This is a genomic window from Oribacterium sp. oral taxon 078 str. F0262 (assembly GCF_000160135.1).
GTDB lineage: Bacteria > Bacillota > Clostridia > Lachnospirales > Lachnospiraceae > Oribacterium.
Genome location: NZ_GG729933.1, coordinates 626,076 through 643,431, shown reverse-complemented (window position 1 = coordinate 643,431; position 17,356 = coordinate 626,076). Strand labels below are relative to the sequence as shown.

General features: G+C 55.5%; 11 protein-coding genes and 2 tRNA genes. 5 read left to right on the top strand and 8 right to left on the bottom strand.

The features are described from left to right. Window positions 1-8 precede the first annotated feature (8 nt). The 3 genes from GCWU000341_RS02945 to GCWU000341_RS02935 form a co-directional block, all read right to left on the bottom strand. On the bottom strand, window positions 9-1,502 hold the full coding sequence (locus GCWU000341_RS02945; RefSeq protein ID WP_040652977.1) for a UDP-N-acetylmuramoyl-L-alanyl-D-glutamate--2,6-diaminopimelate ligase: 1,494 nt from the start codon (window positions 1,500-1,502) through the stop codon (window positions 9-11). A 202-nt stretch (window positions 1,503-1,704) separates the two neighbouring features. After that, the gene (locus GCWU000341_RS02940; RefSeq protein ID WP_009214234.1) at window positions 1,705-3,372 is read right to left on the bottom strand and encodes a formate--tetrahydrofolate ligase; all 1,668 of its coding nucleotides are present in this window, start codon (window positions 3,370-3,372) and stop codon (window positions 1,705-1,707) included. Window positions 3,373-3,566: 194 nt separating this feature from the next. Continuing rightward, window positions 3,567-6,641, bottom strand: coding sequence for a DNA translocase FtsK (locus GCWU000341_RS02935; protein ID WP_009214233.1), 3,075 nt, complete (start codon window positions 6,639-6,641; stop codon window positions 3,567-3,569). 850 nt (window positions 6,642-7,491) lie between these two features. On the opposite strand from GCWU000341_RS02935, the gene GCWU000341_RS02925 reads away from it, so the two are divergent. Continuing rightward, the gene (locus GCWU000341_RS02925) at window positions 7,492-8,838 is read left to right on the top strand and encodes a hypothetical protein (RefSeq protein ID WP_009214230.1); all 1,347 of its coding nucleotides are present in this window, start codon (window positions 7,492-7,494) and stop codon (window positions 8,836-8,838) included. 60 nt (window positions 8,839-8,898) lie between these two features. Here GCWU000341_RS02925 and GCWU000341_RS02920 read toward each other — a convergent pair whose 3' ends face one another. Together GCWU000341_RS02920 and GCWU000341_RS02910 are read right to left on the bottom strand one after the other, a co-directional pair. Beyond that, complete coding sequence (locus tag GCWU000341_RS02920) at window positions 8,899-9,456, bottom strand: DJ-1 family glyoxalase III (protein ID WP_009214229.1); 558 nt, start codon at window positions 9,454-9,456, stop codon at window positions 8,899-8,901. A gap of 333 nt (window positions 9,457-9,789) precedes the next feature. After that, complete coding sequence (locus tag GCWU000341_RS02910; protein WP_040652975.1) at window positions 9,790-10,665, bottom strand: DegV family protein; 876 nt, start codon at window positions 10,663-10,665, stop codon at window positions 9,790-9,792. Window positions 10,666-10,945: 280 nt separating this feature from the next. Here GCWU000341_RS02910 and GCWU000341_RS02905 point away from each other — a divergent pair. Continuing rightward, window positions 10,946-11,018 (top strand) — tRNA-Ala (locus tag GCWU000341_RS02905). Between the two features lie 177 nt (window positions 11,019-11,195). Here GCWU000341_RS02905 and GCWU000341_RS02900 read toward each other — a convergent pair. After that, the gene (locus GCWU000341_RS02900) at window positions 11,196-11,858 is read right to left on the bottom strand and encodes a B3/B4 domain-containing protein (RefSeq protein WP_040653324.1); all 663 of its coding nucleotides are present in this window, start codon (window positions 11,856-11,858) and stop codon (window positions 11,196-11,198) included. Between the two features lie 267 nt (window positions 11,859-12,125). On the opposite strand from GCWU000341_RS02900, the gene GCWU000341_RS02895 reads away from it, so the two are divergent. Further along, window positions 12,126-12,758, top strand: a complete 633-nt coding sequence (locus tag GCWU000341_RS02895) for a DUF421 domain-containing protein (RefSeq protein ID WP_040653322.1) — start codon at window positions 12,126-12,128, stop codon at window positions 12,756-12,758. 57 nt (window positions 12,759-12,815) lie between these two features. After that, a tRNA-Val gene (locus GCWU000341_RS02890) sits at window positions 12,816-12,888 on the top strand. Here the strand turns inward: GCWU000341_RS02890 and GCWU000341_RS12985 are convergent. After that, the gene (locus GCWU000341_RS12985; protein WP_009214224.1) at window positions 12,862-14,505 is read right to left on the bottom strand and encodes a class I adenylate-forming enzyme family protein; all 1,644 of its coding nucleotides are present in this window, start codon (window positions 14,503-14,505) and stop codon (window positions 12,862-12,864) included. The two genes, GCWU000341_RS02890 and GCWU000341_RS12985, sit on opposite strands and share 27 nt — an antisense overlap. 115 nt (window positions 14,506-14,620) lie before the next feature. Between GCWU000341_RS12985 and GCWU000341_RS02870 the strand changes: the two genes are divergently transcribed. Then, entirely contained in the window at window positions 14,621-15,913 is a 1,293-nt protein-coding gene (locus tag GCWU000341_RS02870) for a glycosyltransferase family 2 protein (protein ID WP_009214223.1), read from the top strand. A 337-nt stretch (window positions 15,914-16,250) separates the two neighbouring features. Here the strand turns inward: GCWU000341_RS02870 and GCWU000341_RS02865 are convergent, their stop codons facing one another. Next, entirely contained in the window at window positions 16,251-17,348 is a 1,098-nt protein-coding gene (locus GCWU000341_RS02865) for a DUF3419 family protein (protein ID WP_196794788.1), read from the bottom strand. Window positions 17,349-17,356 lie beyond the last annotated feature (8 nt).

Sequence of the window (17,356 nt, the reverse complement as noted above, 5' to 3'; positions counted from 1 at the left end):
GCTCCTCCTCACAATGAAAATTTTCTCGCCGTCTCCTCTATGACCTCCCGGTCCAGAAAGTGGGTCCGCGCGCCGTTTACCTCATTATAGTCCTCGTGCCCCTTCCCGATCACGGCGATGATGTCCCCCTTTTCCGCGTTTTTCATCGCGTATTCTATCGCCTCTCTTCGGTCCGGGATCTCCGCATAGCGGCCCCCGAGAGGGACGAGACGGGACTTGATGTCCGAGATAATGTCCTCCGTCCGCTCGAAGCGGGAATTGTCCGCAGTGAGGACAGAGAAGTCCGCAAGCCTCGCCGCGGTCTCCCCCATGCCGTATCTTCGCTCCTTCGAGCGGTTTCCCCCGCAGCCGAAGACCACGACGAGTCGCTTCGGATGATATTCCCGGAGCGTCTCAAGGAGATTTTCCATGCCCATCGCATTGTGGGCGTAATCGACGATCACAGACATGGTGTCATTCTTAAAGGCGAGCTCCATCCTGCCGTTCACCCGGATGAGGCGGAGCGCCTTTAAGATCGCGGAATTCCGGATCCCGATGAGGGAGCAGACGGAGATCGCCGCCATGGCGTTATAGACATTGTATTTTCCGGGGAGATTCAGCCGGACATCGAGCTTCGCCATGCCGATCACCTGGAACTCCGATCCGACAAAGTCGGGGCTGTTGACAGCCTGGATGCCCTCCGCCATAAAGTCCGCGCTCTTATCGATGCCAAAGCAGTACATCCTGCACTTCGCCCCTGCGATCAGCTCCTCCGCATAGGGGGAGTCCCGATTGATGAGGCCGACCCTGCTCTGCCGGAAAATGCGGGATTTATAGTATTTGTACTCCTCGAAGTCCTTATGCTCATTCGGGCCGATGTGGTCCGGCTCGATATTGGTGAAGATGCCATAGTCGAAGTCAATCGCGTCGGTCCTGTAGAGCTTAAAGCCCTGCGAGCTCGCCTCCATCACGACATAGCCGCAGCCTCTGTCCGCCATCCTCCGAAAGAGATCCTGAAGCTCATAGGACTCCGGCGTCGTATTTTTCGTCTCCTCGTGGATCCCCGCGTAATCAACGCCCGTGGTTCCGATGAGGCCGCAGCTCTCTCCGGCGCTCTCCAGTATGCTCCGGATCATATGCGCCGTCGTCGTCTTTCCCTTTGTCCCCGTAACCGCGATGACCCTCATCTCCCGGGACGGAAAGCCGAAGCGCGCGGCGGAGAGCTTCGCGAGAGCCTCGCGGGAGGACGGAACCCTCACCACCGCGATACCCTCATAGATCTCCCGAAGATCCACCGGGAGCATTGAGCTCTCCTCCTCCACGACGATCGCCTCCGTCCCCTCCGCGATGACCTTTTGGAGGAAGGAGTGGGAATCCGTCGTGCTTCCTCTCATGCAGACAAAGACCGAACCCCTTCCGGCCTTTCTGGAATCATAAATGACTTCCCCGACCTCCACCTTTTCCGGGTCTCCATGCAAAAGCTCGTAGTCAAGCCCGTCCAGCCACTCGCTGAATTTTGCCATAATTCCTCTCCTCCCTCTCCCCTCTATCGCAGTTCTCCTCGGAAAAGCCGGGAAAGCGCCCATAGACTGCGGGAAGCGCCGATGCCGCAGCACTTCGGCATCAGCGCTTCCCCTTATCCGGCCTGATACCGGATCGGCGTTTCGCACACTTTTCCGGCATTACGCCCCTAGCGCAAATCTTTTTTCCGGAACCTGTTCCTCCTTAGAACAGCCCCACGATCTTTCCGTCGACGAGGTCGATGTCAACGGCCGCCGGTCTCTTCGGAAGTCCGGGAAGCGTCATGATATCTCCCGTCAGAACGACGACAAAGCCGGCTCCCGCAGAGACATTCACATCCCGCACCGTGAGCTCAAAGTCTCTCGGTCTCCCGAGCTTCTTCGGATCATCGGAGAGGCTGTACTGGGTCTTCGCCATACAGACCGGGAAGCCGCCGAAGCCGAGCTCCTCATACTTCTGAAGCTCCTTTGTGGCCTTCGGGGAGAAGCTCACCTTGGAAGCGCCGTAGATCTTCTTCGCGACGGCCTCAATCTTCTCCTTCAGACTCTGTCCGTCCTCCTGGACGAAGCGGAAATTCGCCTTCCCCTCATCGAGCACCCGGAGCAGGGTCTCCGCCAGCTGCCTTCCGCCTTCTCCGCCCTTTCCGTGGACCTCGGAGAGCGCGAACTCCACATTTCTCTCCCGGCAGAAGTCCTCGACGAATTTGAGCTCCGCATCGGTATCCGTCGGGAAACGGTTGATCGCAACGACGACCGGCATGCCGAACTCATGGAGATTCTCGATGTGCTTCTCCAGATTGACGATGCCCTTCTTGAGCGCCTCGAGATTCTCTCCCGCAAGATCCGCCTTTGCCACGCCGCCATTATACTTCAGAGCGCGCACCGTGGCAACTAAAACCGTGGCATCCGGACGGAAGCCCGCCATGCGGCACTTGATGTCAAAGAACTTCTCCGCGCCGAGATCCGCTCCGAAGCCCGCCTCCGTGATCGCGATATCGGAGAGCTTCAGGGCGAAGCGAGTCGCCTGAACGGAGTTGCAGCCGTGGGCGATATTCGCGAACGGTCCGCCGTGGATGACCGCTATATTGCCTTCCAGCGTCTGGAGGATATTCGGCTTTAAAGCGTCCTTAAGGAGAACTGCCATGGAGCCTGCCGCCTGGATGTCGTCCGCTGTCACAGGCTTCCCCTCCACATCATAGGCCACGACGATTCTCTTCAGGCGCTCCTTTAAATCATTCTCGTCCGTCGCAAGGCAGAGGATTGCCATGACCTCGGAGGCCACCGTGATCATAAAGTGATCCTCCCGGACAACCCCGTCCCCGGAGCCGCCGAGTCCGATGACGATATTCCGAAGGGAACGGTCGTTCATGTCGAGGACTCTCTTCCACACGATCCTCTTAGGGTCGATCCTGCGCAGATTTCCCTGCTTCAGATGATTGTCGAGCATCGCGGAGAGAAGGTTGTTCGCGCTGGTGATCGCGTGGAAGTCACCGGTGAAGTGCAGGTTCAGATCCTCCATCGGGATAACCTGGGCATATCCGCCGCCTGCGGCGCCTCCCTTGACGCCGAAGCAGGGCCCGAGGCTCGGCTCGCGGAGCGCGACGACAGTCTTCTTCCCCAGCAGGTTCAGTGCGTCGCAGAGACCGACCGAGGTCGTCGTCTTTCCCTCTCCGGCCGGTGTCGGATTGATGGCCGTCACCAGAACAAGCTTCCCGTCCGGCCGATCCTTCACCCTGTCCCAAAGCTCGCGGGAAAGCTTCGCCTTGTACTTTCCGTAGAGCTCAAGCTCGTCCTCCTGGATACCATAGTTTTCCGCCACGTCCCTGATTCTGCGAAGCTCCGCTTCCTGGGAGATCTGGATATCCGATTTCATCTTTTTTCCTCCTTGCTTGATGTATAAACCAGAGAAATTAGAATAATTTCTCCTGCTGCACGAAGTTTTCTCCCTCTCTCTATCCCTATCCCTCTGCTCTATGCCTTCTGTCTCAGCCCTCTTCTCTATGCCCTCTTCTCTATCTCCTCTTTCCCACTTCTTTCTCTTTCCTGCTTCCTATTTCTTTTTCTTTCCTATTTCCGCCCTCCTGCGGCACTCTCCCCTTCTCTCTCCGAAAGGAACGATAGGAACTCCTCCTTCGTCATCTGGACCTTCCGCCCCTTCGTCCCCTCCTCCGCTCCGACCACTCCATAATCCGAGAGCTGATCCATGATGCGGGCCGCGCGGTTAAAGCCGATACGGAATCTCCGCTGCAGCATGCCGATCGAGGCCTTCTCCGCCTCGGTGACAAGCTCTCCCGCCTCCCGGAAGAGTTCATCCCTGTCGCTCTCCGCCCGGCTCTCTCCGGAGAGGGGATTCTCGATGCTGGAGCTCAGCTCCTCGCTGTAATCGCTCTCCGTGTGCTCCTTCAGATATTCCACCGCATCCTGCACCTCCTGATCGGAGACAAAGGCCCCCTGCACCCTGACCGGCTTCGGAATCCCCTGGGGGAAGAAGAGCATATCTCCCTTCCCGAGGAGCTTCTCCGCGCCGTTCATATCGATGATGGTCCTGGAATCCACCCCGCTCGATACCGCAAAGGCGATTCTCGACGGGACATTGGCCTTGATGAGCCCCGTGATGACATTGACGGAAGGTCTCTGGGTCGCGATCACAAGATGCATGCCGCAGGCCCTGGCAAGCTGCGCGATCCGGCAGATCGCCTCCTCCACCTCCTGGGCGGAGACCATCATAAGATCCGCAAGCTCATCGATAATGATGACGATCTTCGGAAGCTTCTCCGCTGCCGCGTCCCCTCCGAGCTCAGCTATCCTCCTGTTATAGCCCTTCAGATCCCTGACTCCGGCCTCCGCGAACTTCTTATAGCGATCGCTCATCTCGGCGACCGCCCAGTTCAGAGCGGCGGCGGCCTTCTTCGGATCCGTCACAACGGGGATCAGCAGATGGGGGATGCCGTTATAGACCTGGAGCTCCACGACCTTCGGATCCACCATGATCATCCGCACCTCCTCCGGGCTGTAACGGTAGATCAGGGACATGATCAAAGTATTGATGGAGACCGATTTCCCGGAGCCCGTAGCCCCGGCGATGAGGAGATGCGGCATCTTCGCGATGTCCGTCACCACCGTTTTCCCCTCGATATCCTTTCCGACCCCGAAGGAAAGCTCCATCTTCGCGTTCCGAAACTCCGCTGAAGAGAGAATATCTCCCAGATATACCGTCTGGCTGTTCCGATTCGGGACCTCGATGCCGACTGCGGACTTCCCCGGGATCGGCGCTTCGATCCGGATATCGGAGGCAGCGAGCCGCATCTTGATGTCATTGCTCAGGGAGACAATGCGGGAGACCTTTACCCCCTGCTCGGGCTGCAGCTCATAGCGGGTGACAGCGGGTCCCACAGAGACATCGCTCACGCTGACTCCGACGCCGAAGCTCTCCAGCGTCTTTTGAAGCGTGAGAGCATTTCGCTCAATTTCCTCCCTGCTGTCCGCGCCCTGTGCCCCTCCTGTCTTAAGAAAAGAGAGCGGCGGAACATGGTAGCTGTGCTCCTTCCCCTTCCGAGGGGGCTTTCCCCTTTCCTCTTTGCCGAAGGATTCCGATGCCTCCCTCGGCGAGGGATCCGCAGCCTTCCGGCTCTCCCCGGTCTTCTCCCTGTCCCTTTCCTCACTCGGCCGGACAGGATCCGGGGCGGCTGCATGAAGCTCGCGGGAGAGTGCCTCCTTCTCATCGATCCAGAGCTCCTCTTCGGAGACGGACTCCGTCCCCGCCCCTTCCTTTGCGATATCGGCCTCGTCGGAAACGCTGGGGAAGCTCCTGCTCCCGCGGATCCCCCGCTTCCGCTTCGAATCCATGCGGGCTCTTCTCCTCCGCACTCCCGAGGGCCCCGCAGCTTCTGTAAGGGGAAGAGAAGGTCCTGTGTCCCCATCCGCGCCTCCCCTATGCCCCCAGGCATCGTCCTCCGGCTCGATCCACATGCCGTATTTCGCATAATCCGGCTCGGAATCGAGATAGTCCTCCGCCGGCTGCGCTCTTTTCCTTCTCCCGGGAAGGACAGGGAGCTCGATCTCTTTTCTTCCTTCCTCCGCTTTTTCCTTCTCCCCGCCCTGATCCCGCTTTTCCTCCGTGGGCCGGGAGCTCTCTTCCTGATGGAGTCCCTTGATCCTGAGAGAGGAGGCAGCGCTGTTTTCCGCCGCATCTTCCTTCTCTCCGCTCTCCCCCCCTCGGATGAAGTCCCGGAAGGAATCCAGAATTCCCTTCTCCTCGGATTCCTCCCCACTCCTCTTTTCTTCAGGAGGAAGGTTCTCCGGCTTTGTTTTCTCTCCCTGCAAAAGGTCAATCTCCGTGAACTCCCGTTCCGCGGCCGGAGCCGGGGTCGTTCTCCTTCCAGCCTCCGAAGCGAAAGAAAGTCTCCGGATCCCCTCCTCCGCCTCTCTCACCTTCCCCGCGGAAAAGCCCATCAGCAGGGCAAGCAGAGGACGACCCGAGGCGTAGACGAGGCAGAACAGCATCCCCATAAAGAGGAGAAACAGAGCTCCCGCCTGTCCTGCGGCCTGCCAGAGCAGAAGGGCGATCCCCCCGCCGACTGCGCCTCCGCCGACTCCTCCGGAGGCACCCTCCTCATAGATTTCCCGGATATCCTTCCCCGCGACACCGCCTCCCGCCGTGAGCTGCAAAAAGGCCCCGAGAAAAAGGAGAAAAAGAAGAGCCGCACAGAGTCTTCTGGAGCTGTTCTGATCCTCCCCCGCAAAGAGGAGAAGAGCCGTCGTGAAGAAAAGGACAAAGGGGAGCAGTCCTCCCAGCAGCCCGAAGACCCCAAACTGCAGGTCCCGGAGCAGATCCCCCACAGGCCCGCAGAGCCCGAGATTACTCAGAAAAAGAAATATGGAAAGGGAAAGAGCGAGAAGCAAAAGCAGCTCCTCCCGGAAGCTCGCCTTCTCCGGATCCGAAGAGGGAGCGGCACTGAGCGAGCGGGAAGCGGCGCTCTTTTCCGCCGTCTTCCTTCCCCTCTTCCTCTTCTCCGAGCTTGTCCTTCCGCGTCCTCCCGCCTTGACAGAGTTCTTTCCCGCGCTCCTCCCCGCGCCGCCCGCCTGCCTTTTAAGCTCCGACTCCGCTTCCCGTTTCTTCCTGCTCTTTCCCTTAGCTGTCATTCAAACCCCACATGCTGCCGCCGATACCCCGGCATCCCCTCTCTACACTCTCAAAATCAAAATCCGCAGCCCGCTCCTCCTCGTTTAAAGAAAAGCCCCCTGCCTCTTTCCCCCTGATATTTTGTATTATAGCTTATTTCCGCCCAAATTTCTACGCCTCTTTTCCTGTTTTTTGCGGCACTTTACCGTAAAAGTTCCTTGTCAGGCGACAGAATGGACGCCATGCTCGCATGGGCGGACATTCTGGCATCGGACAAGACTGCAGGTATGAGCATGCAGAGCGAAGCTCGGAATGCGAATACCGGCGGTGATTGCGAAAGGGCGAAGCCCCGAGCAATCGACTTTTACGGGAATAACTTAGGGAAAGTCCAGCGCTCCCATGGACGCCATCGGACATTTCGGCATCGGACAAGACTGCAGGAGAGCCGCAGAGCGAAGCTCGGAATGCGAATACCGGCGGCGATTGCGAGAGGGCAAAGCCCCGAGCAATCGACTTTTACGGACATTTTACGGAAATAACACAGGGAAATCCCGGCACTCCCATGGACGCCATCGGACATTTCGGCATCGGACAAGACTGCAAACATTACGGGAAGGGGAAGCGGTGCAGACGTGATTTAAAGACTTAATTGACTTTGTCCGAAATTTATGTTACCTATTTCCCAGCGGAAGGGGATCCGGCGGAGCCTTAAAAGCGGCCTCCCGGATTAAAAATGCGAAGATGCAAAAGCAGCCTTCTGTCGGCATTTTGTATCTTTATATCTATCTTTATCTATATAGCTATCTTTATCTATGAATAACGAAGGATCCGCCACAGGGCGAATCCCGTCTTTTACGCAGAGGAAAAGCCATGATAAATGTTGCCATTGTGAGCCCGGACCATTCCCTGGAGCCCGTGGACAAGGTCATAGAGGAGCAGGACTTTGGATGCAGTTTTCATCGCTACATCTATAAGAAGATGACAGATATCGACGAAATCTATCACGACTGCCGCGGAAAATGCGATGTGATGTTCTTCTCCGGAGAGCTCGGCTATCATTATATCCGGCACAAGTTTCCGGATATCCGTATCCCCTGTGCCTTCACCGCCTATGAGCCCATTGATGTGCTCTCGATTCTCCTGAATTTTCAGATCTCTCACCCGGAGATACGCATGAATCGGGTCTTCTGCGATTTTCTGACGGCGACCAATCACTTCATGGGGCTTCTGCAGTACCTCCCAAAGGAGCATCAGCCCTATTTCTATACGGAGCGGCACTACGATTACAGACATATCACCGACTTCGCAAAGCAGCTCTGGGAGCATAAAAAAATCGATATGATTCTCTCCCGAAGCATCAATAATCTGAAGAAGCTGGACGAGCTCGGCATCCCCTATGTTGCGGTTTTCCCCTCCGAGGAAATGATCGTAAAGTCGATCCGGAATGCGCTCAATGAGCTTCGGCTCGATCAGATCGCAGAGAAGGAGATCCTGAGCATCCTGATCCGCCTCCCCTTTTCCGAGGAGATCGAGCAGGAGGAACAGGAGTACCGCGAAGCCACCCTCTACAAGTTCCTCGCGGACTACCGGAAGAGCCGACATTTACACTTTTCCATCGAACAGGGCTTTAACCAATTTGAGCTTCACAGCGAGATTCCCGCCGGGGAGGACAATGCGGGCGCACTCGACTTTCTGAGGCGCGCGCTCACGGAGCTCAAGAGGAAGCTGGACTTCCCCTTCCGGATCGGCATCGGCATCGGAGCGTCCCGAGACAGAAGCCGCTGCTTCGCGGAGCAGGCTCTCATGGAGGCGAACCGCTACGGAAGAAATGATGCCTTCCTCGTGGACAAGGAGGACATCGTTCTGGGACCGCTCTCGCAGGATGCAAGACTCGCCGCAGACTACACCAATGAAAAAGCTCTCCTCTTCGCGAGGGAGCAGGGAATCAGTGACACCAATATTCTAAAGCTGGTCAGCCTCTTTCAGGAAGAAAAAAACCGGCTGCTCTCCTCCCAGTCCCTCTCCTCCCTCCTCGGTGTGACCGGCCGCTCCGCCAGCCGCATACTGGCAAAGCTCCTGGAGCTCGGAATGGTGGAGCAGCTGAGGGAAAGCGAGCAGCCGGAGAAGGCCGGGAGGCAGGGACGCCCGATCCACTACTTTCGTTTTCAGGAGGAGCGCTTCCGGGAGATGCTTTTTCCGGAGGATGATTCCCTATAGAAAAAGCGATGGATCTATCTATCCTGTTTTATCCTTGATAATGACGGAATCAAGCCTCCCTCAGATCGTCCCGGGATGCTGTATGCCCCTTCGAACCTTTTGAAAGCTCTCCTCTCCCATGAGGAGTCGAAGGAGTTCCAGTCCGAAATCCAGCGCAAAGCCGAGCCCCCGGCTCGTACTGATCCGGCCGGAGCTCACGACCCCTTCCCCGGTCCACTCCGCGTCGTTGATCCCCTCCTGCCAGCCGGGATAGCAGGTGAAGCGCTTTCCGGAGAGAAGCCCATAATGCCCGAGAATGCTCGGTGCAGCGCAGATCGCTCCGATCCTCCTTCCTGCTCTCTCCTGCTCCAAAAGCATCGTCTTTACCGCGGGATTTGCCTCCAGATTGGGGACCCCCGGGACTCCTCCCGGAAGGAAGATAAGGTCATATCCGGCGGGGTCCGCCTCCTCCAGCAGGCGGTCCGTCACGATCGCGATCCGATGAGAGCCCGTCACCACACGCTCCCCGCTCACAGAGACAAGCTCTGTCTCCACTCCTCCCCTTCTCAGGATATCCACAACGGACAGACACTCCACCTCCTCCAGACCGGGGGCCAGCAAGGCACATACTCTTGGCATCCTCTCTCCTTTCTCTTATCTTTTATTCTTTTCTCTTCTTATTCCCTTTACTTCTTCTTAGCTTCTTATTCTTTTTTCTTCCTATGTCTTCTCAGCTCATTTTCCTCTTATTGTATTTTATTTCTTCTATTTTTTTGATCCGTTCTGTCTTTCCGATCCGCACCCAGCTCTCCTGTCTCTCCTGTTTCTGCTGTCTTTCCTCTCTCTCCTCCCTTTCCTCTCCTCCGGGTTCCCGGTATAGCTATAGAAAGGAAAGGAGCGGAGCAGGGAGCATTTCATAAAATCTCATCGGAGAAGGGCGATCAGAGGGATGGCAGTATTTTCGCACTGAAATTATTCTCTCCCGAAAAAGAAGAGGGCGACGGTTCCGGGTCCCGTATGACATCCGATGGTACTGCCGATGGGAAAGATCTCCGCCGTTTTCAGCTTCGGAAAACGCTTCCTGAGCTCCACGCGGAGAAGCTCTGCGTCCTCCCGGCAGTCGGAATGGCTGATAAAGCACTTGTCGGAATAGTCCCTCCCGTCCTTGCAGAGCTCCTCCATCTTTTGGAGAATTCTGTCCATCACCCTTTTCTTTCCGCGGACCTTCTCCACTGCCTTCAGGCTGCCGTCCTCCGCGACCCGGAGCAGCGGACAGATATTCAAAAGAGAACCGATCCAGCCCGCCGCCTTCGAAACCCTTCCGCCCCGGATAAAAAACGTAAGGTCCGAGGTAAAAAACCAGCTTTGCTGTCTCGCGACAAGCCTTTGCAGCTCCTCATAGAGCTCCTCTATGCCCATACCCGCATCCCGGAGATCCGCTGCCCTGTCGACAAGCAGTCCATAGCCGGAGGAGGCGTTGAGAGAGTCCAGTACATAGACCTTCCTCTCCGGAAACTCCTCCCTCATCTCCTCCGCCGCAATCCTCGCGGAATTGATGCTCCCGGAAATGCCGCTGGAAAGCGTGATGTGGAGAAGGTCCCTGCCCTTTGAGAGCACCGAGCGAAACAGCGCCTTGTATTCTTCCACATTGACCTGGGAGGTCCGCGTCATCTCACCCGCGAGCATCCTTTGGTAAAGCTCCTCCGGACGAATGGACTCATAGAAATCATCCAGATACTCCTTCTCACCGAGAAAAAAATGGAAGTATGCAAGCTTCACATCCCTCTCCTCTGCCCACTGCCTGGATAAATCCACAGTAGAGCAGCAGCTCAATCCATATGCCGCCATAATTCCCCCGTCCTCTCTCCTCTGTTCCCCGCAGCGACTGCAAAAGGGCGAAGCCAAGTCAAATCGCTTTTTGTGAAACACCGATTTATCATAGAACAAATCCTGTCTATTTATCATCATAACGTGGATAAAGCTCTTTGTCAAAGTCCGGCATAATCAGCAAAGAGGAAATACATGATTTCAAGTTATATCTCATCTGATATGGCATAAATTTTATTTATGCATTTATCGCAGCTTTTCCGTGACAAAGCCAAAAATATACTTTATAATACCTTCGTTCGGGGCATTAGCGCAGCTGGGAGCGCGTCTCCATGGCATGGAGGAGGTCACGGGTTCGAATCCCGTATGCTCCACTCGCGAAAAAGCAGGGAAATCCGCCGGGAATGGCTTCTACCCCTGCTTTTTATGCTTTTCAGCCTTCTTTTTTGCCGCTTCCGGCGCAGCATATGCCACATTTGTCACAAAAATCTTGTCACGGATCTCGTCACAAAATCAGCGAAGCCTCCCCCGGATTTCCCCGATCGATATTTTCAGACGCTCCCTATCTCGACATCTTTCGCCCCGGCATATTTCTCAAACGCCGCCTTCGCCTGACAGAGCAGCTCATCAAGCGGAATCTCTTTCTCAAAGCAATAGATCACCGTCAAAATGTTTCTCGCATCCTCCGTGAGCATGGCGCGGGTGGAATCCGACATGGACGAGCCGAAAATCCCCTCGTCATCAGATAGAACCAGCATATTCTCCATGTCCAGAAAATCCTTTCCGATTCCGCGATAGCCCTCCCCGGCTCCGGCCCTCCGCAGTCTGACCGCGCCCTTAATCCGCGAAAGATCATAGGAGCCGAGCGAGAGCCCGCTTTGCAGGGAGATCATATTATTGACATCCACAACGGTATTGACCGGAGGGATGCCTTCCCCGCGCTTCACCCTGCGAAGCAGTGCCTCGGAGGAAACACGGTAGCGCCCCGGATTTCTCCCAAAGGCCCGGTACGCCGCCCGGCTCCCGCGGATGCCGGGGATCTCTTCCCAGTTTTTTCCTGCACACTCTCTCCGAAGCCTCGGCAGAATATCATTCTCCATAAAACGCGAAAGCTCACCGGAAGAAGGACCCGGCTTCGCATAAAATTGCAGACAGCCGAGCCGGATCTCCGGATAAACCGCATATAATCCTCTTTCAATTCGGATCTCATGCATGACTCTCACTCCCTTCTCACAAAACTGTTTCTCTATTTTCGCATCCTTTCCCGGAAAGCTCAAGGAAAAAGGCGGGAAATACGGATTCAAAATATCCACCCCCTATTGCAATTAAATCGGCTAAAATGTAGAATTAGACAATTTAGAATTTGCTCCGTAGATCAAAGCTGAATTCCGGGGAGCAGGCAGTGAAGAAATCGTAATATGAAGTTTACCTGGAAGAAATTTACCCGGAAGAAGTTTACCTGGAATAAGGAGAGAACAATCATGAATCCATTTATATTAGTGACGATAAAGCTGTTAATCGGCTTTTTTGCGATGGTCATAATCATAAATATATCAGGAAAGGGGAATCTGGCGCCATCGTCGGCCAGTGACCAGATTGTAAATTATGTGCTCGGCGGGATCATCGGAGGTGTGATCTATAACGACAGTATAAAAATACCTAATTTCATTGCCATTCTATGCATTTGGTGTTTTCTTGTCCTGGCTCTGAAGTGGGTCAAGAAGCATAATGTAAGAGCTAAGCAGCTGATAGACGGCAAGGCCCTGACAATAATCAATGACGGCAAAATAGTGATTGAGAATTGTAAGAAGGCCGGCTTGTCAGCTCACGATGTGGCTTTTAAGCTTCGTACCAATGGCATTTACTCCTCAAAGACAGTAAAGAGAGCTGTCGTCGAACAAAACGGGCAGCTGATCATAATACAGTCTGATGAAGAAGATCCAAAGTTTCCGGTCATCACGGATGGCCAGGTACAGCATGACATTCTCAAAGTAATCGGTAAGGACGAGAAATGGCTTCTCGATGAACTCAAAAAGCAAAACGTAGAGAAATACAGCGAAGTCTTTCTGGGAGAGTACGTGGACCATGCTTTGATATTAAATACCTATGAATAAACGGGAAAAAATTTCCTCTTGCTTTTTATCCTTCGATCCTGTATACTCCCTTTCGTTGGAGGTATAGCTCAGCTGGGAGAGCATTCGCTTGACGTGCGAAAGGTCACAGGTTCGAGTCCTGTTGTCTCCACGAAGAGGAGAAGGGGAGCCGTGGAAAACGGCTCCTCTTTTTCAATGCCCGGTAGTCCGTTTTGCTGTGGTGCTTTCTGTCCCGCGGGATCCGTCCGATCCGGCGGAGCTCTGTATTTTCCAAAATGCCCTCCTCCCGGAGAAATTCGCGAATCTGCTCTCTCTCTGTCTTTCCCCCGCATTCCTCATAAAAAAGTCGGTTTTTCCCTCCGCTGTAGAAGCAGGCCGCCTTTGAGAGCGTCGGAAAGCGGAGGAGAAGCCTCTGCTCCAGCGGTCCCGACGGAACCCTCCTCCCTTTCTTCACGAGATAGACATCTCTCCTCCCAAGGTAATACAGCTTTCCCTCTCGGAGTTCTCCGAGATCCCCGCTTCTATGCCAGCTCCCCTCTCTCTCCCTCTCCTCTCTCCCTCCCTTTGCGAGGGATCCTCTAAGCAAGGCATCGCTCTTTACCAGGATCTCTCCTCCTTCGATCCGGATCGAGACTCCCGATACCGCCCCTCCGAGGCAGGACTCTCCCCTCTCCCGGAGGATCCGCACATAGTCCGATAGCTCTGTCCGAGCGATAAGGTTGCACTCCGTCGCGCCGTAAATATAGCTGATCCTCACGCCGGGATAGTTTGCGAGTATCCTCTCCGCCTCCCGGATGTTGAGAATCGCCCCGCCGATGTAGAGCTCCCGGAGCCCGGGAAAAGCATTTTTAAAATGGAGGCAGAAGTCCGGTGTCGTCATCAGACTCCGGATGGGAAGCGAGGAGAAATGCCGAAGCCTGCGCTCCCAATAGGACCAGAGCGGAATCCCCAGGTGAAGCTCCGGAAGCGCTACCGCATTTCCCATAAGAAGGTTGGAAAAGCAATACATAAAGGAGCTGACCAGCACGCATTCCCCCCCGCTTTCCCCCTGATTCTCCATAGTAAGCCGAAGCTGCCGGAGCAGCTCCCCGTGCGTCCGGATCACGGTCTTGGCGCTCCCGGTAGAGCCGGTGGTCATCGTAAGAAGCGCTTCCGTATCCTCGGAGGGCCCGGCAGGGCCCAAAAGCGCAAAGCTCTCCTCCTCTTCCCTTCTCTGCCCTCCGTCTAAGATCCCAGTTTTCTCTTCGCTCCACTGACTGGCCGTACAGCTCTTACGCTCTTCCCTCCACTGCCTTCCGCCTGAAATCTCATCCTTCGCCGCTGCCCTTCCTCCTTTCCGCACCTTTCTTCCCCTCCTCTCCTCCGAAGAATCGATCCGGAGAAGCAGCGGTATCTGAAGGAGCTTTGGAAAGAGCAGCCGCAGAAAAAAGGTCCCTCGATTCACTGCGACGGCATCCGCCGGAGCGCTTTTCAGCGCGGCGCCCCCCCGGCGAAGCCCCGTCTGGACATCCGCATAGAGAAGAGAAATCCCAAGCCGCATGGCGGCGAGCATGAAAAGCAGAAGCTCATAGGAAGGAGGCGCAAAGAGAAGAATCCTCTGCCCGGGGCAAAGCCCCCTCTCAATGAGGCAGCGCTCCCTGCTTTCGACCTCCCGATGGAGCTCCCGGAAGCTTTTCCTCCGGAGCTCCCCCTTCCTGAAGTAGAAAAAGGCGCTCTCCTCCCCCTTCTCTTCGCATACTCTGTCAAAGAGCCTCACGATCTCACTCATATCCTCACCCTCAAAAGCTCTCTCATCCTGTGGACTTCTTTAAAGAAAAAGTATATCATGAATCCGTCTTCTTTCCCCGGACTCTTTTGCCCGTCTTTTTGAAAGAGAGGGATGCATGCCTGTACTTTCCATCATTGTACCGATCTATAATGCCAAGGAGACGCTCAGCCGCTGTGTAAACAGTATCCTCTCACAGGATTTCAAAGACTTCGAGCTCCTCCTCATGGACGATGGCAGCAAGGACGGCTCCGAAAAGCTCTGTGACAGCTTCTGCGAAAAGGATGCGAGGATCCGTGTCATCCATAAGGAAAATTCCGGCGTCTCCAATACCAGAAATGCGGCGCTCTCCATCGCAAAGGGCCGCTATATCCAGTTTCTCGATGCGGATGACTGGATCACTCCGGAGGCCAGCGGACAGCTTGTCCGCGCACTGGAAAAAGAGAAGGCGGATATCGTCATAGCGGATTTCTACCGGGTCGTCGAGAAATGGATCTCCCGGAAGGGCTCTATCGACACGGAAGGACTTCTCACGAGGCAGGAGTTTGCGGACTGGATGGCGAAAAGTCCCGCGGACTACTATTACGGCGTCCTCTGGAACAAGCTCTTCCGCCGGGATATCATCGAGCGCTATGGTCTCCGGATGGACCCGGAGCTCCGCTGGTGCGAGGACTTCATCTTTAATATGGAGTATCTCCTTCACGCAGACAGGATCTATGTGCTCCGCGTCCCGATCTACTACTATGTAAAGACGGAGGGCTCCCTCGTCCAGCAGGGACTCAATGCGAGCGACATCATCCGCATGAAGCTGAATGTGATCGACTACTACTCCGACTTCTATAAAAATGTCTACAGTCCGGAGGATTATGCGAAAAAGCGCGCGGAAATCTACCGCTTTTTGCTCGATTACTCCCGAGACAATGAAGCGATCCCCCTCCTTCCGGGATCCAAAAAACTCGGAGAGGAGAGGACGAAAGTCGCCCACGACTTCGTCCGGGAAAATTCCTGGACAAAGCATTACTATGAGGAGCGCATGTTTCAGCGCCTCTTCCGCTCCGTGATGAGCCGCTTTGATCTGGAGCGCCGCGAGCTTTCCGTCCTCCTCTACCTTCATAGCTTCGGCAGCGTCGGCGACTTAAAAGAGCTCTCCGAATACCTGGAGCTCCCCAAAATTTCCGCGCAGGCTCTCCTTCAGTATCTCTCGATCCGCGGCTACCTGAAGATGGACTTCGCAAAACCGGAGACCGCATCCCTCACAGAAAAATCCGGAAGAATTCTGAATGCGATAGACAGCGCTGTCTCGGAGGAAGAGCAAAACAGCACAGAAGGAATGAGCGAAGGCGAAAAGAAAAACTACCGCGCCCTCAGAGAAAAGGTCTTCCAGAACCTGAAAAAACGCCTGAGAATGTAGAGGTCGGCTGATGCCTCCCGGGCGAAGCCGAGTCGCTGAGCTGCGGACGCAGCGAAGCATAAGCACAGAAGTCTGCCATCAGGCAGACTCGGAGCGTCCTTGAGTCTTCTCGAAGAGAAGTGCCTCCCCCGCTCCTTCAGGACCCCCGGATCACTGAAAGCCCCACATTTTAAGCAGCCGTTCTGCCGCTTTGCCTGCCCAAGCGCAGGCCGTCTGCCGCCCCGGCGTTTAGCGATTTGGTCCTGAAAATCGCTTATGCGCCGCTGGCCGCGGCAGTCGGAGCGAGAGCGTCCTGTGCAGGGCGGACAAAGCGGCAGAAAAGGCGGCCTCCAGCCCTCTAAGGCTCGTGAGGAAGAAGATCCCCCGGGACATGATAAATCGTAAAATCCCGGTAAAAATAGGATCGGTTTTTCGAAAAAAGCCGCCTGCTCTCCTCTTCCTCCGCTAAAAAATCGTCCTTCCGAAGATAACGTCTGTTTTGCATATTCCACAGTGCAATGCGGGCCCCGGGAGAGGCGAGAGCCGAGAGCTTTCTCTCATTTTCCGAGAACTCCTCCTCGTCCATGTACTCAAAGAGATCCGAGAGATTCAGAAAGTCGAAGGGCCTTCCCTCCGGGACCTCCAGAAGGCTCCCCCGGAACAGTCGGAGACGATCGAGCCTTCTGCGGATGCAGTCATGATTTTCCTCCCTCAGATAGTCCGGGAGAGAGCTCTCCGAGTAATTCCCTCTGAGAATGTAGCTAAGATACGGATTTTCGAAGTTTCTGCTGTGGCTTATCCCATACTCAAATCGCGCCTTCACCTCCTCCGGAAAATGATCGGTATCCCCGACATGGCGGTAAAAGCTTCGGTCTCTTCCGAGCCTTCCCATAAGCCTCACCCCGAAATAGAGCCGAAAGATCGCGCGGAAGCGCTTCCCGTCGATCCAGCGCCCGTAAAATGCCCTCTGCTCCTCCGGCTCCCTCAGCCTGCAAAATTCCGAAAGCCTCCGGGAGGAGCAAAACAGCGGGGCGATCCCCCGCCGAAAGAGCTGGAAATACCGCTCAAATTTGCCGCAGTGGATCAAGCCCCTCCGGATTATCCCCGGATGCCTGTCAAAATACGCCCTGGAGGACTCTGAAAGCCCCTCCCGAAGCTTTCGGTAGCTCTCCTGCCGCTTCCCAGAGGGGCGCACTCCCAAAAAGGCGAGAAGCTCCGCGTGGGAAAGCTCCCGAAAGCCCGCCATCTTCAGCTCTGTACAGGCGAGCTCCGAGTGATTCCAGTCAAATGCCACGATCTCCGCGGGATCCGCCGTCAGGAGAAAGAGCGCATTGTCTCCGCCGGAGGCGACCGAAAGCCCTCTCTCCCCGGGCCGGATCGAAAGCCCTTCCCTTATAATCCTGCTGTCCTCCCAGCAATTCGCATAGCGAAGAAAGCGAAAACGTCTGTCCTCCATCCTTCCTG